Raw genomic sequence first — 22,958 nt, 5'->3', positions numbered from 1 at the left:
TACACTTCGGGTATGAATGTCGGCGAGTCTCGTGGGGCACGTGGGTCGGTAGTCGATGGTGTGCGGCGCAGGCCGAAGAATCGGCGTGCGCAGATCGCGGCCACCTCGGCGGCGGCGTTCGGGGCCGCCGGGTATCACGGGGTGAGTATGGAGGACATCGCGGCCGCGCTCGGCATCAGTTCGGCCGCGCTGTACCGGCACTACCCAAGCAAGTACGCGTTGTTCCGGGAGGAATTGCTTCGGGTCGGCGAGGCTTTCACCACGGCCGTCGAGGTACCCGCCGAGGTCCGGTCGGCGCCGGAACGGTTGCGGCACAGGCTCGCCGGGCTCATCGGCGCCACCCTCGAGAACCGGGCGACCGTCACGTTGGTGCGCTGGGAGGGTCGCTACCTCGAGCCCGCCGACCGGGCGGTTCTCGATCGGCAGCAGAGTTCCGTACTCGCCGGGTTCGACCGTGAACTCGCCGTCGTGCGTCCGGAACTGAGTGCCGAGGAGCTGCGGCTGGTGTCCACGGCCATGTTCGGCGTGGTCACCAGCCTCGCCGACCACCACGCCGCCCTCCCCGCGCGGGCGGTGCACAAGCTGCTCGGCTCGGCGTGCATGTCGTTGCTCGAGTGTGAACTTCCGCCTGCCGCAACGGTTTCCGAGCAGTCCGTGCGGGCGCAGATTCCCGCATCGTTCAAACACGAACTGCTGCTGCGCAAAGCGGTCGAGCTGTTCCACGAACGTGGCTACCCGAACGTGAGTGTGGAGGACATCGCCTCCGCCGCCGGACTTTCCGCCGCCTCGGCGGTCTACCGCTTCTACCGTGGGAAGAGCGATATTCTCGCCGCCGCGTTCCGCCGCGCCGCCGACCGGGTGTCCGGCGCCATCGGTCCCGCCGTCGCGAGCACCCCGCACAGTGCCGCCGCCCTCGATGTACTGATCGACCAGTTCGTCGCCGACACCTTCGACGAACGCGCCCTCGCGGTGGTCTACTACGCCGAATTCGGCCACGTCCCCGCCGAAGAACGCGCGGTCCTGCGCAATATCCAGCGTCTCAGCGTCCAGGAATGGGCCCGCCTCGTCCGCGAGGTCCGCCCCGCCCTCACCCCCGCCGAGGCCCGATTCCTCGTCCACGCGGCCTTCGCCATGGTCATCGACCTCGGCCAATCCTTCGGCAACACGCCCCTGGCCGGGCGCGCCCGAGTCGGCTTCCTCATGCGCCGGGTACTGCTCGGCTGAGCACTTCCGCCCACCCCTGCTCCGACTGTGGCGGAACTACGCGGGGCGGGGGTCGTTGGCCATGGCGGCGATGAGGGAGTTGGGGCGCATGTCGAGCCAGTGCGATTCGACGTAGTGCAGGCACGAGGTGCGGGGGGCGGCGCCGAAGGCAACGGTCCAGCCGCCGGGGACGGCGGCGAAGGTCGGCCAGAGCGAGTGTTCGCCTTCGGAGTTCACGAGGACGTAGAACTGGGCGTTGTCGTCGTCGAACGGGTTGGTCATGGGAGTGCCTTCCTGGTGGGGTTGGTAGTGCCGAGGCGGACCAGAGCGGCGGTGGTTCCGTCGATTTCCCAGCGGGCGCGTTCGCCGGTGCGGAACATGCGTTCGCCGGGGATGCCGAAGGGATTGGCGACGAAACGTTCGGCGGTGACGGTGGGGTCGTCGCGGTAGCCGCGGGCCAGTTGCGCGCCCGAGAGGTACAGCTCACCCGCGACGCCGGGACTGGTCGGGCGCAGTCGCGCATCGAGCACGTAGACGCGGCGGTTCCATTCCCGAACCCGGACCGGCGGGGGTTCACCCAGGTCGGCGCGTGGCTCTTCGGGGTAGGTGAGGGTGACGGTCGCCTCGGCGCGACCGTAGTCGTGGTGCAGGTGCGCGGCGGAGACGGCCGCGAAGTCGCGGATCTGTGCGGCGGTGAGTGGGGCGCCGAGAACGACGGCGCTGCGCAGAGTCGGCACACTGTCGACGACGCCGGTGAGGTGCTCGGTGAATCCGGTGAGCCGCTGCGGAGTGAAGTCGGCGGCGGTGATGCCGTAGGTGGCGATCAGTTCAGTTAATCGCGCCGGATCAGGAGGTTCGGTGAGGACAACGGTGGCACCCACCCGCAACGGCAGCACATATCCGTGCCATTCGGTGGCCTGGTGCAGATACACGTCGCGGCCGGTGAGCCCGTGCCTGTTCTGCATGGCGGTGATCCGGTGCACCGCCGCCACATGGCTCACGGTGACGCCCTGCCCGGCGCCGCGCGGATACAGCACGAAGGCCGGATGCTGCGGGAGTACGGGCGTTCGCCGCTCACCGGGCGTGATGGGTTCGTCGGAGTAGTCCGACAGCCGCACGTCATCGATGACCACACGCGGAATGTCGTACACCGCGGTGTGTTCGCGCCCGGCCACGGTGACGATCAGCGCGGGGCCGACGACCGGCGGCAGCACCCTGGCCTCGACCGGTACCACCGCGCCACCCGCCTTCAGCACGGCGTACACACCGACGACCAGCTCGATCGAGCACGGAATATCCACCAGCACCGGGCATTCCGGCCCGATGCCGAGCGCGGCCAGGTGCCGGGCGAGCTGATTGGTCCGCCGGTCGAGGTCACCGTAGGTGATGATCGAACCGGAACCCGCCGCGTGGACGACGGCCGGATCGAAAGGCGTTGCGGCGGCCTGGGCCTCGAACTCGTCGAGCAGCAGTTCACCGGGCAGTCCGCCGCGTACCGGGACGACCGCGTACCGGTCGGCGCGATCGTCCACCCGCCCGACGTATTCGAGTTCGGCGGCCCACCCCTCCCCCGGCGGCCTGCGGCGCACCAGGTCGCCGGTGGCGAACATGCGGTCGTCGACGGGTCCGATGGGGTTGGCGAGGAAGGTGGCGGCGGTCGCCTGCCTGCCGAGGTAGCCACGCGCCAATTGCACGCCGGAGATGTACAGTTCGCCCACTTCACCGTCGGCGACGGGCTCGAGGTGTTCGTCGAGAACGAGCAGTTCCACGTCGTCGGCGGCGCATCCGAGCGGCACCACTTCGAGGTCGGCGCCGGTCACCTCGTGGGCGACGACCTCGCCTGCGGTTTCCGGTCTGCCGTACACCTGCCACAGGGTGGCGCCACTCACGGAGCGCAAGGCCGCGGCGGTTCTCGCCGGGAGGGTCGCGCCTCGGGCCAGCACCACGCGTAGCGAGTCGAGTAATTCCTCGGCATCGGGTAGCTCGGTGAGCTCCGCGAGCTGAACAGAATCGAATGCGGCTGTGGTCACACGGGTTTCGGCGATCGCCTCGGCGAGGGTGTCGCCGACCGGCAGGACGAGCGCCGCGCCCGATTGCAGGGCGAGCAGGAGTTCACCGATCGCGGCCTGGGAGCCCAGCGGTGCGTGCCACAGCACGGAATCGCCTGACCCGATGCCGCACATCCGGTACCGCCATACCGAATTGGCTTGTGCCGCACGGTGTCCGACTACCACGGCGGTCGAGGCCGTCGGATCGACGACGAGGTAGGCGGGATTGTCGGCACCCGGACCCGGAAGAGCACGGGAACCTTCAGCGGGAGGTTTGTCCGCGCCTGTCAGCACCTGAACCGAAACACCCTGTTCGACAGCAGCATCCGTTGCCGAGCCGGTATCGAGACCCGGGTCAGCGGAGGTAGGAACGGCCCCGGTGAGCAGCAGGGTGGGCGCCGCAAGTGCAAGGGTGCGGGCCCGCAGGTCGGCGGGTGCGTCGGGATCGAGCAGAACGAACGCCGCCCCCGAGGCGATCACGGCCTGCACGGCCACCACCAGTTCGGCGGAACGGGGCAGGCACACCGCGACCGTGGTCTCGGGACCGGCATTGCGTTCCACCAGCACCGCCGCCAGTTCCTCGGCGCGGTCGGCGACCTCGGCGTAGGTGAGGGCGCGTTCGCCGTCGACGACAGCGAGCGCATCGGGGTCGTCGGCGACCTGGTCGATGAATGCGGCGAGCAGAGTCGCCGGGTCACGCCCGTCTTCGTTCGGGAGCTCACGCCCCAGCGTGTCGAACGGGACGGCGGCCGTGACCGAATTCGTGTGCGACATCAGAGTTGTCCTTCCGAGTCGTCAGCCGACCCCGCCTCGGCGATCACCGCGGCGGCATCGGTCACCAGTGTGTGCAAAGTGGTGGCTAGACCCGCCGCGCCGAGGGCGCCGAGCACACCGGGCACCAGCCCGGCCAGCGCGACGTTGATCAGCGCTTCGGGTTTCATCTTCGCGCCCATCGACCGGCTCACGGCGGTGAGCTTGGCGTCGAGCTCGGCGAAGGAGATGGCGTGCTCGCCGTGGACGAATGCCACGGTCGCCGGCGCCACACGGGCCGCCGAGCCGATCAGGCTCGGCAGGTCGGCGGTGGTCGGTGCGGTGGGTGCCTGCTCGGCGTCGGTGCGCACGTCGATGGCCCGAACCACCACGGTGGGATCGGCGGCGACGGCGGCGAGTACCTTGCGGAATCGCTCGGTGAGCACCCGGATGGTCTTGTCGTCGAAAAGGTCTGTGGCATAGCCGAAATGCATGTCGAGGCCGTCGAGATCACCGTTGGGGTCGTAGCGTTGCACGGCGGTCAGGTGCAGGTCGAACTTGGCTTCGGTCAGGCCCGGATCGAGCGGCTGCACGCGTAGACCGGGTAATTCGATGCTGCCCGGTGGCATGTTCTGGAAGGTGAGCATCACCTGGAACAGCGGCGTGTAGGCGCCCGATCTGGTGCGGCCGAGCGCGTCGACCACCTGCTCGAACGGGACATCGGCATGCGCGATGGCGGCCAGGTCGCGGCGGCGAGCCTGGGCGAGCAGATCGGTGAACGGGGCACGGGAATCGACCTCGGTGCGCAGCACGACGGTGTTGACGAACATGCCGACGAGATCGTCGAGTTCGCGCGCACCGCGACCGGCGACGGGGGCACCGACGGTGATATCGCTGCTGCCCGACTGCTTGGCGAGCAGCACGGCGAGGGCGCTGTGGACAACGGTGAACAAGGTGGTGTTGTTGGTGCGGGCCACCTCGTCGAGGCGTCGGGTCAGCGCTGAATCGACCACGAATTCGATAACGGCGCCGTGCATCTCGCGCCGTGTCGATCTGGGGCGGTCGGTCGGGAGCGACAGAAGTTCCGGTGCGCCCGCGAGCTCCTGCGACCAGTACCGCAGCTGCTGGGACAGCACGCTGTCCGGGTCGTGCTCGTCACCGAGCATGGTGCGCTGCCAGACGCTGAAGTCGCTGTACTGGATTTCCAATGGCGCCCAGCCTGGTTCGTTGCCCTGTGCGCGATCGACGTAAGCGCGCACCAGGTCCCGGGTCAGCGGTGCGATCGAGTAACCGTCGCCACTGATGTGGTGGACGACGACGACCAGGACGTGCTCGTTCTCGTCGAGTCTGTAGAGCGCTACGCGCACCGGCGGTGCGGCGGTGATGTCGAACGGCTGGGCGACCAGGGCGGCGATCCGAGCCTCGACGTCGTCCGCGACGACCGGGATGGGCGTCAGGTCTACCGCCGACGACCACGCGGGCAGTACCTGCTGCACCGGTCCGTCCGGGGTGTCCGGGTACCGGGTGCGCAGGCTCTCGTGGCGGGCGAGCAGGTCGGCGATCGCGGCCTGCAGGGCGGACAGGTCGAGTTCGCCGGTGAGGCGGATGGCGGCGGGGATGTGGTACGCCGACGACTGCGGGGACAGCTGATGCAGCACCCACATGCGCTGCTGCGCGGGTGAGAGGACAGCGGGTCCGTCCTCGGTGCGCCGGGTGAGCGGCGGTCGTGCGCCCGTGCGCTCGGTGGCGGCCAGTCGCTCGGCGAGAGCCGCGACGGTCGGTGCCTCGAAAACGGCCGCGACCGGCACCTGGGCGCCGAGTGCCGCACCGAGCCGGGCGGCGAGCCGGGTCGCCATCAGCGAGTTGCCGCCGAGGGCGAAGAAGTCGTCGTCCAGGCCTGCTCTCGGGCAGTCGATCACCTCGGTGAAGACCTGTGCGACGAGTTGTTCCAGCGCGGTGACCGGCGCACGGAAGGCCGCCTCGGTGAAGGCCGGTTCGGGCAGCCGGGCACGGTCGACCTTGCCGTTGGCATTGAGCGGCAGGCTGTCGAGCACCACCACGGCGGCGGGGACCATGTAGGCGGGCAGGTGCTCGGCGAGTTCGCCACGCAGGCGCGACGCGATGGTCTGCTCGTCGCCGGGTGGCAGGTCGGCGACCGCCGCGTAGGCGATCAGGCGGGTGCCTGCGCGGTCGTCGTCCTTGGCGATCGCGACCGCCGCACGCACATCGGTGCAGCGCAGCAGTGCTGTTTCGACCTCACCGAGTTCGATCCGGAAGCCACCGATCTTGACCTGGAAGTCGGCGCGTTCCAGGTATTCGAGGGTGCCGTCGTCGCGCCAGCGGACGATGTCACCGGTGCGGTACATGCGAGTCCCGCGCGGCTCGAAGGGGTTGGCAACGAAGCGATCGGCGGTCAGGGCGTAGCGGCCGTGGTAGCCACGGGCCAGCTGGGCGCCGGCCAGATACAGCTCGCCCGCCACCCCGATCGGTACGGGGCTGAGCCGGGTATCCAGCACATAGACCGCGCTGTTCCACTCGGGCGAACCGATCGGAACCACATGCGAAGGGTGCTGGGCGACTTCGTGTTCGGTGATCGAGACAGCGGCCTCGGTCGGCCCGTACAGGTTGTGCAGACGAGCCGAGGTGCCGGACGCCAGGAACTGGATGGCGGTCGCGGCGGGGAGCGCTTCCCCGATGGCGAGGACCGCGCGCAGCGACCGGGGCAGGACTGCTGTGGTGTGCGCGTCGGCATCGGCTGCGGATGCGGATGCGGATGCCGAGACGACCGCAACCGCCGGGGAATGCGCCGCAATGTTCGTCGCACCGGCGCCGACCGTGGTTGAGGACGTAACCGCCCGATCCGCAGAAGACGCCCCAGCAGTCACCGCACCGGCACCGACAGCGGTTGAGGACGTAACCGCCCGATCCGCAGTAAGCGCCTCAGCAGTCGCCGTACCGGTGCCGATGGTGTTGGCGGACGGGGCAGAGTCGGCAACCTGGGCCGCGACAGCGGACGACGCCGTCGCGCTGGCACTGGCACTGGCACTGGCACTGGCACTGGCACTGGCGAGGAGCATGCCGATCAGCGATGGGACGGCGTGTAGCACCGTGATGCCGTAGCGGGTCATGATGTCGCGCAAGCGTTCCGGCTCGCGTTCGTCGCCTGGCCGAGTGACGATCAGTGCGCCACCGCTGGTGAGGGGGGACCAGAATTCCCAGACCGACAGGTCGAAGGTGGCCGGTGTCTTCAGCAGGACACGGTCGGCGCCGGTCATGGTGAAACGGTCGTGCAGCCAGGCCAGCTGGTTGACGACGGCCGCGTGCGGGACGGTGACGCCCTTGGGCAGGCCGGTGGAGCCGGAGGTGAAGACGACGTACGCGGGGTGTTCCGGGCGCAGCTGGGTGATGCGCTCGGCATCGGTCAGCGGCTCGTTCGACACCTCTTCCAGCGCACGATGATCCAGCTCGAAGACGGGAACGTTCACCGTGACGGGCACGCCGTCCGCAACGGTGGTGAGCACACACATCGGCGCGGCGGTCTCGATGATGTAGGAGATGCGGTCGGCCGGGTGGTCGGGGTCGATCGGCACGTACGCGCCGCCGGCACGGACCACGGCGTGCATCGCGAGCACCAGGTCGAGCCCTCGGCGCATGGCGAGCACCACGGTGCGTTCCGGGCCGACACCTTCGGCGATGAGCAGGCGGGCGATGCGGTTCACCCGGGCGTCGAAGGTGCGGTAGTCCAGGGATTCGGCGGTATCGGCGTCGATCAGGGCGGTCGCGTCCGGGGTCCGCGCCGCTTGCCGGGCGCCGAGGTCGGCCAGTGTGGCCGGGGCGACCGGGTGGGCGGTGGCGTTCCAGGTCTCGAGCACACGAACGCGGTCGGCACCGAGCAGGTCGAAGTCGCCGACCGGGGTTTCCGGTGCGGCGGTGACGGATTCGAGGACCCTGCGCAGCGCGGCCGAGAATCGCTCGGCGGTGGTGTGATCGAAAAGGTCGGTCGCGTAGCCGAGCACCATGTCGATGCCCGAGGGCGCGCCGTCGGCGGTGTAGTTGTCGAACGCGAAGAGGTGCAGATCGAATTGGGCTACACCGGAATCGAATTCGATATCGGTGACGGTGAGCCCCGGCAACTCCAGGTGACCACGATCGTGATTCTGGAAGGAGTAGCCGACCTGGAACAGCGGGTGCCGGGCGGTCGAGCGCGCCGGGTTGAGCACCTCGACCAGGCGCTCGAACGGTACGTCGGCGTGGGCGAAGGCGGCGATGTCGGCGGCGCGGGCCGCGGTCAACAGCTCGGTGAACGGCGCCGCGGGCGTCACCGGGGTGCGCAACACCAGGGTGTTGACGAACATGCCGATGACCTCGTCGAGTTCGGCCTCACCGCGACCGGCGGTCGGGGTGCCGACGGCGATGTCGCCGGTGCCGGAGAGCCGTGCGAGCAGGGCGGCGAAGGCCGCGTGCACCACCATGAACAGGGTGGCGCCGTGCGCGCGGCCGAGTGCGGCGAGGGCGGCGTGCAGGTCGGCGTCGACGGTGAAACTCACCTTGTCGCCGCGCAAGCTCTGCCGGGCCGGGCGCGGCCGATCGGTCGGCAGCGCCAGCTGATCCGGGAGGCCGGACAGCTGCTCGCGCCAGTAGGACACCTGCTGGGCAGCAACGGATTCGGGGTCGCTGTCGTCGCCGAGGAGTTCACGCTGCCAGAGGGCGTAGTCGGCGAACTGGACGGCAGGCGGCGTCCAGCCGGGCGTGGTGTCGGCGAGCCGGGCGGTGTAGGCGCGCATCAGATCGGCGACGAACGGTGCGACCGATGAACCGTCGGCGGCGATGTGATGCAGGACCGCCGCCAGCACGAACTCGGACTCGCCGAGGCGGAAGAGCCGCAGCCGGACCGGGATTTCGACGGTGACATCGAAGGTGGTTTCGGCCAGCTCCCGAACAGCCTGCGGCAGAGACTCCTCGGTGATGTCCACCGCGACCAGCGCCGGGATGGCTCCGGCCCGCGCAGGAGTCGAATCGACGGTCGCGGCTGCGACGTGATCGGCCGCCGCGGCGCGGGTCTCGACCACTTCGAACGGCGCGGCGGCGGGAAGCCCGCCAGCGGAGGTGATCGCTTGCGCGGCGGGGACGATGGACTGAATGGGGGTGCCGTCGACCTCGGGGTAGATGGTGCGCAGGGATTCGTGCCGGGCGATCAGGTCGGTGACGGCCGCTTGGAGAGCCGGGATGTTCAGGTCGCCGGTGAGGCGCAGCGCGAACGGGATGTTGTAGGCCACCGAGGTGCGGTCGAAGCGGTTGAGGAACCACATGCGCTGCTGGGCGGGCGAGAGCGGCAGGCGGTCGGGGCGTGCCCGGCCGACCAGGGCGGGGCGGTCGACCTTCGCCTGAGCGTCGACGACGGCGGCCAGGTCGCCGACGCGCGGCGCCTCGAACAGGGTGCGCACCCCGACCCGGCGGTCGAGTGCCGCGCCGATGCGGGCCACGGCCTTGGCGGCCAGCAGGGAGCTGCCGCCGAGGGCGAAGAAGTCGTCGTCGGCGCCGACCGGCTGGTCACCGGTGCCGAGTACCTCGGCGAAGACCGCGGCCACGATCTCCTCGGTGACGGTGGCGGGCTTGCGGTACACGGTGGTCTCGAAGACCGGCGCGGGCAGCGCGGTCCGGTCGAGTTTGCCGTTGACCGTCAGCGGAATCCGCTCGACGGGCACGACCGCGGCCGGAAGCATGTGCTCGGGCAGTGTGCGCGACAGTTCCTGGCGCAGCGCCGAGGCATCGATGTGCGCGGTGCCCGGCACGAGGTAGGCCACGATCCTGGGCTCGTCGACGAGATCCGTGCGCACCAGCACCGCGACTTCGCGGGGCGCCGCCGAGCTGTTCAGCAACGCCGCCTCGATCTCACCGAGTTCCACCCGGAAGCCGCGCAGGTTCACCTGCTGGTCGGCACGACCGAGGTACTCGAGGTCGGCGCCGTCGCCGGTCGCCTTCCAGCGGGCCAGGTCGCCGGACCGGTACGCGAGCGAACCGGGCGGACCGTACGGGTCGGCGACGAAGCGGCTCGCGGTCAGGCCGGGTCGGTTCAGGTAGCCGCGCGCCAACTGTGGGCCGGACACGTAGATTTCACCGGGCACGCCCGCCGGAACGGGACGCAGCCGCGAATCGAGGACGCGCACGGTGAGTCCGGCGATGGCGCCGCCGATCACGCTGGCCGAGCCGGTGTCCGGGGTGATCTCGCGGTAGGACACATGCACGGTGGTCTCGGTGATGCCGTACATATTCACCAGTCGAGGCGCGCGCGGATGGCGGGCGAACCAAGCGTCCAGTCGCTGCGGTTCCAGCGCTTCACCGCCGAAAATCACCGCGCGTAGCGCGAAGTCGGCGGGAGCACCCTCGGCCGAGCCACGCAGACCCTGCGCATTCGCCGTGGCGCGGTCTGCCCTGCCGCCCGCAGGAAGCGCATCCGGGTCGGCGTCCCCACTGCCGGATTCAGCACCGGCGGGCGGGTCACACGGCCGGTCCGCATCGGCGGCGATGGCTGGGGCGCCCAGATCGGCGGCGATGAGCTGATAGAAGGCCGACGGGGTCTGGTTGAGGACGGTGACCTGTTCGCGGATCAGGAGTTCGCGGAACTGTTCGGGTGAGCGGGAGGTGTAGTAGTCGACGAGGACGATCGAGCCACCGTGCAGCAGGGCGCCCCACAGTTCCCAGACCGAGAAGTCGAAGGCGTAGGAGTGGAACATCGTCCACACGTCCGACGGACCGAACTCGAACTTCGCGGCGGTATTGTCCAGCAGCGCAAGAACGTTCGCGTGCGGCACCTGCACGCCCTTGGGGCGGCCGGTGGAACCGGAGGTGTAGATGACGTAGGCCATGTGCGCGGGTGCGAGCGGGGCACGGCGGTCGGCGTCGGTGAGCGGTTCGGCACCGAAGTCGACCAGGTTGCCGCAGTTCGGGTCGATCACGGGCCCACCGAACCAGTCGCGCGGCAGACCGGTCTCCGCATTGGCGACGGCGCACAGCGGGCGGGCGTCGTCGAGGATGTACTCGATGCGGTCGGCGGGATAGTTCGGGTCGATCGGCAGGTAACCGCCACCGGCCTTCAGCACCGCGAGCAGCGCGACGGTGAGTTCGACAGTGCGCGGAAGAGCCACGGCCACCAGCGTTTCCGGGCCGACACCTGCCGCGATGAGACGTCGGGCGAGGCGGCTGGACCAGGCATCGAGCTCGGCGTAGGTGAGCGTCTGCTCCCCCGCCTTCACCGCGACGGCCTGCGGATCGATCACGGCGGCGCGGGCGAACCGGTCGACCATGGTGTCGCCGGTATCGGCCACCGCGGCCTCGACGCTCGCCCAGTCGTGCAGGGTGCGCTGCTGTTCCTCGGCGCTGAGCAACTGGATGTCGCCGACGACGACGGTCGGGTCCGCGACGACAGCGGCCAGCACCTGGGTGAAGCGGCGGGCGAGGACAGCCACGCTCGATTCGTCGAACAGGTCGGTGGCGTAGGCGATTTCGATCGCCATGCCGTCGGCGCGACCATCGATGTCGTCGGATTCGCGGAGGGTGAACTGCAGGTCGAACTTCGCGACGGCAGCGTCGAAATCGACGGTGGCCGCGTGCAATCCGGCCGCGTCGAGCGCGGGGACGGTGAAGTTCTGCAGGACGAGAGCCACCTGGAACAACGGATGCCGGTTGCGGGCCCGTGCCGGGTCGACGGCCTCGACGACCTGCTCGAACGGGACGTCGGCGTGGGAGAGGGCGTCGAGGTCGCCCGCGCGCACGGCATCGAGGGTGGTTTCGAACTCGGCGCGCGGGTCGACCTGGGTGCGCAGGACGAGGGTGTTGACGAACATGCCGATCAGGCCGTCGATCGCGGCCTCACCGCGGCCGGCGACCGGGGTGCCGATGGCGATGTCACCGCTGCCCGACAGCCGCGCCAGCAGCACGGCCAGCGCCGCGTGCACGGTGCTGAACAAGGTCGCCTCGTGCTTGCGGGCCAACTCCCGCAGCTCACTGTGCAGATCGGAGTCGATCTGGAACCGGTGCACGCCGCCGCGGAAGCTCGAATCGGCCGGACGAGGCCGGTCGGTCGGCAGTTCCAGCTGTTCGGGCAGGCCGGCGAGGGTGCGCTGCCAGAAGGCGAGCTGGGTGTGGGCGAGTGAACCGGGGTGGGCGGGGTCGCCGAGGGCCTCGTCCTGCCAGAGGGCGTAGTCGGCGTACTGGACCGGCAGTGGCGACCAGGCGGGGGCGATGCCGTCGCGGCGGGCGGCGTAGGCGGTCATCAGGTCGGCGGCCAGCGGGCCGAGGGAGAAACCGTCGGCGGCGATGTGGTGGACGACGAGGACGAGGACGTGCGCGTCGTCCGTAGCGAACAGCGTTGCGCGGAACGGGATCTCGGTGGTCAGGTCGAAGCGCACCGCGGCACGTGCCAGCAGGCGGGCGGGTAGTTCCTGTTCGGTGACGGGCTCGGGTGTCAGCACCACTGAGGCGGCTGCGGCGATCAGTTGCTCGGCGCCGTCAGGACCCTCGGGGTAACAGGTGCGCAGGGTTTCGTGCCGGTCGATCACATCGGCGAGGGCCGCCTCGAGCGCGGCGATATCGAGGTCGCCGGTGAGGCGCAGGGCGACCGGGATGTTGTCGACGGCGTCGCCGGGACCATCGGCGTCGGCGAGGAAGCGATTGAGGAACCACATGCGCCGCTGTGCGGGCGAGAGCGGAATGTGCTGCGGACGTGCGCGAGTCGTAAGCGCCACCCGGCCGCCGGTGCCACGCAGAGCCGCGCATCGTTCGGCCAGTGTGTGGACGGTCGGCGCGTCGAAGAGCAGACGCACCGGGACCTGGGTGTCGAGGGCGGCACCGAGCCGGGCGACGACCTGGGTGGCGGTGAGCGAATTGCCACCGAGGGCGAAGAAGTCGTCGTCGAGACCGACCTGCCGATCGGCCGGGAAGCCGAGCACGGCGGCGAAGGTGGCGGCGACGATCCGCTCCACCTCGGTCGACGGCGCGCGGAAGGCAGCGGCCTCGAAAACCGGTGCGGGCAAAGCCTTCCGGTCGAGCTTGCCGGAAGCGTTCAACGGGAACTCGTCGAGCACCACGAACGCCGACGGGACCATGTAGGCAGGGAGGGTGCGGGCCAGCGTCGACTCGACGACCTCGAGATCCGGGGCGCCGACGAGATAGCCGACCAGCACGTCGTCGCGGACCAGAACCGCAGCCTGGGCAACCTCGGGCACCCTCGACAGCGCGGCTTCGATCTCACCGAGCTCGATCCGGAGCCCGCGCAGCTTGACCTGTAAATCGGTGCGGCCCAGGTACTTCAGCTCGCCACGTGTCAAGAGCTCCGACGTGCCGTCCAGGCCTCCGCCGCGGATATCCGTGTCGTCCGAGGGATCAGCACCGCTGGTGGCGTGAATGTAGGACGCACTCGCTGTCGGGCCGTTGTCGGCGAAGACCGCCCAGCTGACCAGATCGCCTGTCCGGTACATGCGCTCGCCGGGGGTGAACGGGTTGGCGACGAAGCGGTCGGCGGTGAGATCGGGGCGGCCCGCGTAGCCACGGGCCAGCTGAATGCCTGCCAGGTAGAGCTCGCCGGGGACGCCGGGCGGGACCGGACGCAGGCGGGCGTCGAGGACGTAGACCTGGGTGTTGTGGACCGGGGCGCCGATCGGGACGGTGACCTCGTCGGCGTCGACGACCTCGTGGAAGGTCACGTCGACCGCGGCTTCGGTGGGGCCGTACAAGTTGTGCACAGCCGTACCGGTGAGGCGGCGCAGCGCCTGGGCGGGGGCAGGTGCCAGCGCCTCACCCGAGGCGAACACCAGCCGCAGCGAGTCGCACCGGGCCGAGGAAGGCTGACGCGCTCCGGCACTCGAGCGGGCTCCGAGATCCGCGCGCGTGGCGATGTCGGAGGACATGCCGAGCTCGACCAGCGCGGAGTCCCCCGAGGACGTGCCGACGTCCGCCGACGTGGCAGCATCCGAGTGGGCATCGAGGTTTGCCGAGGGGGCAATGCCCGAAGCTGTTGCGGTCGGCGCGGTGAGGTCGGCACCCGAGGCCGCGACGAACACCGTGAGCATCGAGGGGACGAAATGGGCGACGGTGACGGCTTCGCGGTCGATCAGGTCGGCCAGGTAGACCGGGTCACGGTGACCGTCGGGGGCGGCTAGGAGGAGGCGGGCACCGATCTGCAAGGGCCAGAAGAATTCCCACACCGAGACGTCGAAGGTGGCGGGCGTCTTCTGCAAGACGGTGTCGGCGGGGGTGAGGCGGTAGGCGTCCTGCATCCAGATCAGTCGGTTGACGATCGCGGCGTGCGAGACGACGACACCCTTGGGCTTGCCGGTGGAGCCGGAGGTGAAGATCAGGTAGGCGGCATTGTCCGGGGTGAGGGTGGCGAGGCGGTCGCCGTCGCTGACCGGGTCGGCGGGGTAATCGGTGGTGTCGACCTGATCCAGGTCGAGGACGACAGCGCGCTCGGCACTGGCCAGATCGAGGCCGTCTGCCTCGCGGGTGAGCACGCACACCGGGTCGGCGGCGTCGAGCACCTGCGCGATGCGTTCGGCGGGATGGTCGGGGTCGAGCGGGACGTACGCCCCACCTGCGGTGAGCACCGCGTACATGGCGACCACCAGATCGGTGCCGCGGCGCAGTCCGAGGGCAACCGTGCGGTCGGGGCGCACACCGATCGAGACGAGCAGGCGCGCAAGGCGATTCACTCGCTCGCCGAACTCGGCGTAGGTGAGGGAATGGCCTTCGAATGTCACCGCGGTCGCACCCGGGGTCCGGGCGGCCTGTGCCTCGAACAGCGAGACCAGGTTCGCCCCCTCGATAACCGGGAACGCGGTGTCGTTCCAGGTTTCGAGCAGCAGGGTGCGCTCCGCGGCGCCGAGCAGGTCGATGTCGCCGATCACGACGTTGGGATCGGCGCTCACCGTATCCAGCACCCGTAGGAGGCGGGTGCTGAAATCTGTGATGGTCCGCGCGTCGAACAGGTCCGTGGCGTACTCGAAGCGGGCGAGCAGGCCGTCGGAGGTTTCGCGCAGCGTCAGGTGCAGGTCGAATTTCGCTGTGTGGGTGTCGATCTCGATTTCGGAGGCGGTGAGGCCCGCGAGTTCGAGTTCGATCCGGGTGGTGTTCTGGAAGTCGAGCATCACCTGGAAGAGGGGGTGGCGTGCGGTCGAGCGTTGTGGGTCGACCACCTCCACGAGCCGGTCGAAGGTGACATCGGCGTTGGCGAGTGCGCGCAGGTCGGCGTCGCGGACGGTGCCGACGAGTTCGGTGAAGGTGGCGTCCGACGGGATCCGGGTGCGCAGCACGAGGGTGTTGACGAACATGCCGACGAGCCGGTCGAGGGCCTGGTCACCGCGACCGGCCACGGGCGTGCCGACCGAAATGTCTTCCTGGCCTGCGAGTTTCGCCACGGTGGTGGCGAACGCGGCGTGCAGCACCATGAACAGCGATGCGTGGGACTCGGTCGCCAGCGCGCGCAGGCGGTCGGTGATCGTCGCGGGGATCGAGAAGGCGTGGCGGGCTCCACGACCCGATGCCACGGCCGGGCGCGGTCGGTCGGTGGGGAGCGCCAGCAGGTCGGGCAAGTCCGCGAGTTCTGTTGTCCAGAAGTCGATTTGACGGGCCATCGGCGACGACGGATCGTCCTCGGCACCCAGCGCGTCACGCTGCCACAGGGCGAAGTCGGGGTACTGCACGGGCAGCTCGGTCCACTGCGGAGCGGTGCCCGCACGGTGGGCGGCGTAGGCGAGCATCACGTCGTGGGTGAGCGGCGCCACCGACCAGCCGTCGGCCGCGATGTGGTGCACCACGAGGACAAGGACGTGTTCGTCGGCGGCGATGCGCAGCAGGCGCAGGCGGACCGGCGGCTCCTGATCCACCGCGAACGGCACGGCGGCGAGGGCGCGGACGCGATCGTCGAGCGTCGCGGGGTCGATGTCCTCGGGCTCGAGGGCGACGGTGAACCGGTCGAGAACTTGCTGGAACGGAATACCGTCGACGGCCGGGTAGCGGGTGCGCAGAGCTTCGTGCCGGGCGATCACCGCGTCCACCGCCGCGGCCAGCGCGGCGTGGTCGAGATCGCCGGTCAGGCGGATGGCGGCGGCGATATTGTCGGCCACCGACACCGCGTCGAACTGGTTGAGGAACCACATCCGCTGCTGCGCGTAGGACAGCGGAATCCGCTGCGGCCGTTCAACTGCGACGAGTGCGGGCATCGCGGCGGTCTTCTCGGAACCGGCGAGGCGGGCGGCGAGCGCGCTGACGGTCGGCGCTTCGAACAGCGTCTTCAACGGCACACCGGCACCGAGCGCGGCCCCGAGCCGGGACACGACCTGCGTGGCGACCAGGGAATTGCCACCGAGAGCGAAGAAGTCGTCGTCCGCGCCGACCAACTCCACGCCGAGCACGTCACCGAACACCTGAGCCACCACGGTTTCGGTACCAGGCGAGGGTGCGCGGAATGCCTTCGCCGCGAACACCGGCTCCGGCAGCGCCCGCCGATCGAGCTTCCCGTTCGGCGTCAACGGCAACGCATCGAGCACCACGAACGCGGACGGCACCATATGCGCCGCCAACCGACCACGCAGGGCTTCGGCGATCCTCTCCGCGAACGCTTCGGAGCCCTTGTCCGACGGTGTGGCCGGCACGAGGTAAGCGACGAGCTGGTCACCGCGATGGGCATCGCGACGGACCATCACGACGGCCTGGCGAACCGAGGCGTCGGCGAGAATGTCGGATTCGATTTCGCCGAGTTCGATGCGGAAACCGCGCAGTTTCACCTGGTCGTCGTTGCGGCCGACGTAGGCGAGGGTGCCTTCGGGAGTCCAGCGGACCAGGTCGCCGGTGCGGTACATGCGGGCGCCCTGCTCCCAGGGGCAGGCAACGAAGCGGGTGGCGGTGAGGGCGGCGCGGTCGCGGTAGCCCCGGGCGAGCTGGGCGCCCGCCACGTACAGTTCGCCGGTGACGCCGGCGGGCACCGGGCGGAGCCTGCTGTCGAGCACCCACTGGGCGATGCCACGCAGCGGTGTGCCGAGGGTGAGTGGGGTGTCGGCGGTGAGGGGTGCGCTGATGTTGGTGGCTACGGTGGTCTCGGAGGGGCCGTAGGCGTTGACGAACACGCGCGTCACCGGGCCCTCGGTCCAGCGGGCTACCAGCTCGGGCGGGCACGCCTCGCCGCCGACCATCACCATGCGCAGGTGTTCGAGCCGGGCGGGGTCGAGCACGGCCAGCGCCGAGGGTGTCATGAGCGCGTGTGTGACCCGCTGCTCCGAAAGCAGTTGCGCCAGTTCGTCACCGACGTGCCGGCCGGGTACGGCGAGCACCAGGGTGGCGGCCGAGTTCACCGCGAGCAGGAACTCCATCACGGAGATGTCGAACGACGGTGAACCCACCTGCAGCACCCGCGCGTCCGGCGAGCCGACCATGCGATCGGTCTCCTCGGCGGCGAATCCGGCGATCCCGGCCTGGGTCACCAGCACACCCTTGGGCAGACCGGTGGAACCGGAGGTGTAGATGACATAGGCGAGGTGCTCGGCCCGCAGCGGACGCACCCGGTCGAGGTCGGTGACGGGTTCGCTGGAACGCGCGGCGCATTCGGCCATCAGCTTGAGCTCGTCGAGGGCCAGCCACTCGATCGAGGCGGGCAGCGCGGCGGCCGACCCGTCGACGGTCAGGCCGAGGCGCGCACCGGAATCGGTGACCATGTGGGTGATCCGGTCCAGCGGGTAGCTGGGGTCGACAGGCAGCCAGGCCGCACCCGCCTTCGCGACCGCCCACACGGCGAGCACGGATTCGACGGACCGCGGGATACCCACGGCGACGACGTCGTCCGGTCCGACACCGGCATCGATGAGCACCCGGGCCAGTCGCGACGAGGCCCGCTCGAGCTCCCGGTAGGTGAGGCTGCGGTCGCCGTCGGTGACCGCCTCCCGCTCCGGGTCGGCCGCGACGGCGGCCGCGAGCAGGTCGGGCAGCAGACCGGTGGCGGTGACGGGCCCGCCACGCATCCCGGTGAGCCGGGCTTGTTCTTCCACCGACAGCAGCGGCAGGTCGCCCACGGCGGTTTCCGGTGCGGCCGAGGCGGCGGCGAGCAAACGCACGAAACGCGCACCGAGGTCACGGATATCGGTTTCGTCGAACAGATCGGTGGCGTACAGGACGACCGCCTCGACGCCGTCGGCTTCGCCGGTGGCCGAACGCTTTTCGGCCAGGGTGATCTGCAGATCGAACTTGGTGATGTCGAGTTCGATCTCGTGCACGGTGACCGGCGAGCCCGCCAACTCGAAGGTGGTGTCGAGCACCGCCTGGAAGTTCAGAGCCACCTGGAACAGCGGATGACGCGCCTGCGAGCGCGCCGGGTTCACCACATCGACGAGCCGGTCGAACGGCACCGTGGTGTGCGCGAACGCGGCAAGGTCGGTCTCGCGCGTGTGCTCGAGGGCGGCCGCGAAACTGGCCGCCGGGTCGACCTCGGTGCGCAGCACGAGCGTGTTGACGAACATGCCGATCAGGTCGTCGATGGCCCGGTCGCCACGTCCGGCGACACCGGTGCCGACGGCGATGTCGGTGGTGCCCGACAACCGCGCGAGCAGCACGGCGAGCGCGGTGTGCAGCACCATGAACAGTGAGGCCCCCGCCTGCTGCGCCAGCTCGGTGAGCCTGCGGTGCAGATCGGTGTCGATGGTGAACTCCACCCGCGCACCGCACATGCTCGGCTCCACCGGACGCGGCCGCGCCGAGGGCAGTTCGAGATGGTCGGGTAGGCCCGCCAGAGTGCGTTCCCAGAAAGCGATTTCGCGTGCGGCCAGCGAGTTCGGGTCGTTCTCGGCGCCGAGGAGCTCACGCTGCCACAGGGTGTAGTCGGCGTACTGCACGGTCAGCGGCGACCAGTCGGGGGCGACGCCCTCGGCGGCGGCGCGGTAGGCGGTGAGCACATCGCGGACGAGCACCTGCAGCGAAACACCGTCGGCCGCGATGTGATGCAACACGACGGCGAGCACGCATTCACCGTCACCCGCACCGACAGTGTGGCCGACCGCGGCGCCGTTTTCGTGACGGGCTTCGGCGCCGAGCTCGTCGGAATCCGTGTGCGGTTCGCCTCGCACGGCGGTCTCGGCCACCACGAACACCCGCGCGCGGAACGGCGCCTCGCGCTCCAAATCGAAACCGGTGGAGGCGAATCGGGTGAGCTCGGCATCCAGATCCGCGGCGGCCACCTCGGTCGGCGTACCCATGCGCACCAGCCCGGCCGGGCACACCACCTGCTGGGCCACCTCGCCCGCCGTGTCGACAGCCGGGAAGATGGTGCGCAAGGCCTCGTGCCGGTCGACCACGGACTCGAGCGCGCTCAGCAGCGCAGGGAGATCCGCAGTGCCGCGCAAACGCACCGCGAAGGGCATGTTGTAGCCGGGCGCGGCCGGGTCGAACCGATTCAGGAACCAAATGCGTTGCTGTGCGGGAGAAAGCGGAATCGTCGACGGGCGCGGTCGTGCGGCGAGAACCGGCAGCTGGGCGCTCACACCGGCGTCAGCGCGCTCGGCGATCACCGCGGCCAGCCGCGCCACCGTAGTGGCGCCGAACAGGTCGCGCACCGTCAGACCGCCGCCGAGATCTGCGCCGAGGCGAGCCGCGACCTGGGTGGCGACGAGGCTGTTGCCGCCGAGTGCGAAGAAGTCGTCGTCACGGCCGATCCGCTCGAGGCCGAGCACCTCGCCGAACACCTGCGCCACCGTCTCCTCCACCGGCCCAGCGGGCTCGGTGTAGGCGACGACGGTGCGAGCGGGAGCGGGCAGGGCCTTGCGGTCGAGCTTGCCCGAGGCATTCACCGGCAGCTCGTCGAGCAGCACGAACGCGGCGGGAACCATGTAGGCGGGCAGAGCGCGCAGGGCCGCCGCACGCAGCGCGTCGACGGTGACGGCACCCGCCTCGGCCACCACATACGCGACCAGTTGTTCGCCGACACCCGCGTCGTCACGCACGACGACAACCGCGCGCACGGCACCCTCGACGCTGTCGAGGATCGCTTCGATCTCACCGAGTTCGATGCGCAGGCCACGCAACTTCACCTGGAAGTCGGTGCGCCCCAGGTATTCCAGTTCACCGTTGGTCGTCCAGCGCACCAGGTCACCGGTGCGGTACATGCGCTCGCCCGTCGCCGCCGGGTCGGCGACGAACCGGCCCGCGGTGAGCTCGGCGCGGTCGACATAACCCCGGGCGAGCTGTACCCCCGACAGATACAGCTCACCCGGAGCCCCGACCGGAACCGGCCGCAGCCGCGAGTCGAGAACATGGAGCCGGGTATTGAACACCGGCGCGCCGATCGGCACCGTCACCCGGTCGGCGTCGGTCACCTCGTGGAAGGTGACGTCGACGGCGGCCTCGGTGGGACCGTAGAGATTATGCAGCCGGGCCCCGGTGAGCAACCGCAACCGCTGCGCCAGCGGAGCGGGCAGCGCCTCACCGGAGGCGAAAACCAGTCGCAGCGGACTACGTTCGGCGATTTCCTGCTGAGCGAGAAAGGCCTCGAGCATCGACGGCACGAAATGCGCCACGGTGACGCCGTATTCGGCGATCACCCGACGCAGGTAGGCGGGGTCACGGTGACCGTCCGGCTCGGCGAGCAGCAGCGTGGCACCGATCTGCAAGGGCCAGAAGAACTCCCACACCGAAACATCGAAGGTCGTCGGCGTCTTCTGCAGCACCGTGTCCACGCCGTGCAGGCGGTAGCTGTGCTGCATCCACACCAGCCGGTTCACGATCGCGGCGTGCTCGACGGCCACACCCTTGGGCAGACCGGTGGAGCCGGAGGTGAAGATGACGTAGGCCGGATGTTCCGGCCGCAGCGGGGCGGTGCGGTCGGCATCGGTGAGCGGCTCATCGGCGTACCAGCTCAGGTCGATGTCATCGACCGCGAGCACCGGCACGTCGGTGGCGACGACTTCCTCTCGCGTTGTGGTGAGAATTGCGGCGGGAGAAGCGGTTTCGAGAATGTGGGTGATGCGGTCGGCCGGGTGGTCCGGATCGATCGGTACGTACGCAGCACCGGCGGCGACCACGGCGTACATCGCGATCACCAGGTCGGTGGAACGCCGAATATTCAGCGCCACCAGCGATTCCGGACCGATGCCCTCTGCCCGCAGCCGACGCGCCAGCCGGGCGGCCCGCTGCGACAGCTCGCGATAGGTGAGCGCCTCGCCGGAACCGGCCATCCGGACAGCCACGGAATCGGGCGTGCGCAGAACCTGCGCCTCGAACATCGCGGGCAGCGTCGCCGCTGCCACCGCGCGCTCATCGAGCGCGGCCGTCACATCGAAGCCGGTGGCGTTCCAGATCTTGGTGCTGACCTCGAGTTCCAGCTCGGTGGCCACCTCGACGGCACCGACGGGAGTATCCAGGTCGACCGCCGTCAGCCGCTCCAGGAAGCGCAGGAACCGGCAGTGGTGCCGGGCCAGCGTATCGGCGTCGTAGAGGTTGGGATTGGCCTCGAAATCGACATGCACCCGGTCGTGATCGCCGTAGTACACATTCAGGCTCAGATCCTCGATCGGACCCGTCGACAGCACCCGGTAGCGCCCGGTGGTGTTGCCGAGCAGCAGGCTGGTGCGGAACAGCATGAAGTTCGCGAGCGGACCGAACAGCGCGCGCCGGGCCGGGCGACCGTCGTCCTCGGCGTCGCGGCGGATGTCCTCGGCGCGGTAGCGCTGGTGGCGCAGCGCACCGGCCACCTCCACCCGGGCCGCGCGCAGCAGCTGGCCCCAGGTGGTGCTCGCCCCGGCCGCGCCGGTGGGCAGGCGCAGCGGAACGATATTGGACAGCATGCCCGCCGAGCGCCGCATGACGGCGGTGGTCCGGGCGGTGACGGGCAGGCTCAGCACCGCGTGCGGCCGGTCGGTGAGCCGGCCGAGGTAGGCGGCGAACGCGGCGAGCAGCACCGCCGACAGTGTCGAATCGTCGCTGGCGGCAATGGTTTCCAGTCGCTGCACCAGTTTGTCGGTGAGTCTGCCACCGGTGACCAGGTTGATCGCCGAGCGCGGCGCGGTGCGCGGGTCGAGTGCGGTCGGGCTGTCCAGGCCCGCGATGCGCTCGGCCCAGTGCTCACGATCGGCGGCGAAGCGGGTGCTCTCGCGGTAGCGCTGTTCGCCCTCGACGAGTTCGGCCAGGTCACCCGGCACCACCCGCGACGGCTCGAAGTCGAGCACCCGGGCGGTGTAGAGCTCCGCGATGCGCTGCGACAGCGTGAACGCGCCGTACCCGTCGAGCACGATGTGGTGGCCGCGCAGGTACCAGAACCAGCGCTCCGCACCGACCCGCAGCACCGCACCCGCGACGAGACGGTCGGTGAGCAGGTCCAGCGGTGCGCCGAATTCCGCGCGCATCCATTCCTCGGCCGCGGCGACAGGGTCGTCGTGGTGGCGCAGATCGATCAGCGGGAGCTCGTTCTCGATCGGGAGCGAGTGGTCCACCACCTGATACGGCACACCGTCGCGCTCACCGATCCGCACCAGCGGCGAACCGTAGGTGTGCGCCGCCTCGGCCGTAACCGCTTGCAGCACATCGGGATCCAGCTCGCCGGTGATGTCCACGTACTGGGCGATGGTGATCGGCACGTCGGGGTCGAGCAGCTGCGCGTACCAGACCCCCAGCTGAGCGGGGGTCAGCGGGAACGGTGCCGACGCACCCTCCGCTTCCTGCGGTCGCGCGCTGAACCCACCCAACTCCGTACCGTGCACCAGAGCCTCCTCGTATCGCGAAAAAACAGCAGTCCGAACGTTTTCGGGCAGCACGAAGACACCTGAGGTACCTCGTGGTCGCCGATAGGTCCGGCCAAGAGCGCGATGGGCACAACGCCACATCCGCGCAGATCCCCGACAGATCATGTGGACGAGAGCGGCGATCCGTCACGGACCGCCTGCGGCGGCGGACAGATCGTCGGCCGCTGTTGGTCTAGCTTTTGATCGT

The 22,958-nt window shown here is 69.8% G+C and carries 4 protein-coding genes; 1 reads left to right on the top strand and 3 read right to left on the bottom strand.

From position 1 onward, the window contains the following. Nucleotides 1-12: 12 nt before the first annotated feature. Entirely contained in the window at nucleotides 13-1,224 is a 1,212-nt protein-coding gene (locus AB0F86_RS11730) for a TetR/AcrR family transcriptional regulator (RefSeq protein ID WP_225278598.1), read from the top strand. A gap of 36 nt (nucleotides 1,225-1,260) precedes the next feature. On the opposite strand, the gene AB0F86_RS11725 is transcribed toward AB0F86_RS11730, so the two are convergent. Genes AB0F86_RS11725 through AB0F86_RS11715 form a run of 3 tightly spaced genes read right to left on the bottom strand, consistent with a single transcriptional unit; the run spans nucleotide 1,261 to nucleotide 22,729 of the window. Beyond that, complete coding sequence (locus tag AB0F86_RS11725; protein WP_356985913.1) at nucleotides 1,261-1,485, bottom strand: MbtH family protein; 225 nt, start codon at nucleotides 1,483-1,485, stop codon at nucleotides 1,261-1,263. Next, nucleotides 1,482-4,025 carry an AMP-binding protein gene (locus tag AB0F86_RS11720; protein WP_356985914.1) on the bottom strand — a complete coding sequence of 848 codons (2,544 nt, stop codon included), beginning with the start codon at nucleotides 4,023-4,025 and terminating at the stop codon, nucleotides 1,482-1,484. The genes AB0F86_RS11725 and AB0F86_RS11720 overlap by 4 nt, the downstream gene beginning before the upstream one ends. Continuing rightward, on the bottom strand, nucleotides 4,025-22,729 hold the full coding sequence (locus AB0F86_RS11715) for a non-ribosomal peptide synthase/polyketide synthase (protein WP_356985915.1): 18,705 nt from the start codon (nucleotides 22,727-22,729) through the stop codon (nucleotides 4,025-4,027). Before AB0F86_RS11715 ends, AB0F86_RS11720 begins: the two co-directional genes overlap by 1 nt. Between the last annotated feature and the right edge of the window lie 229 nt (nucleotides 22,730-22,958).

The organism is Nocardia sp. NPDC023733, from assembly GCF_040639775.1.
GTDB classification, from domain to species: Bacteria; Actinomycetota; Actinomycetes; order Mycobacteriales; family Mycobacteriaceae; genus Nocardia; species Nocardia rosealba.
The sequence above is the reverse complement of the archived record's forward strand: the minus strand, read 5'-3'. Positions and strand labels throughout refer to the sequence as shown.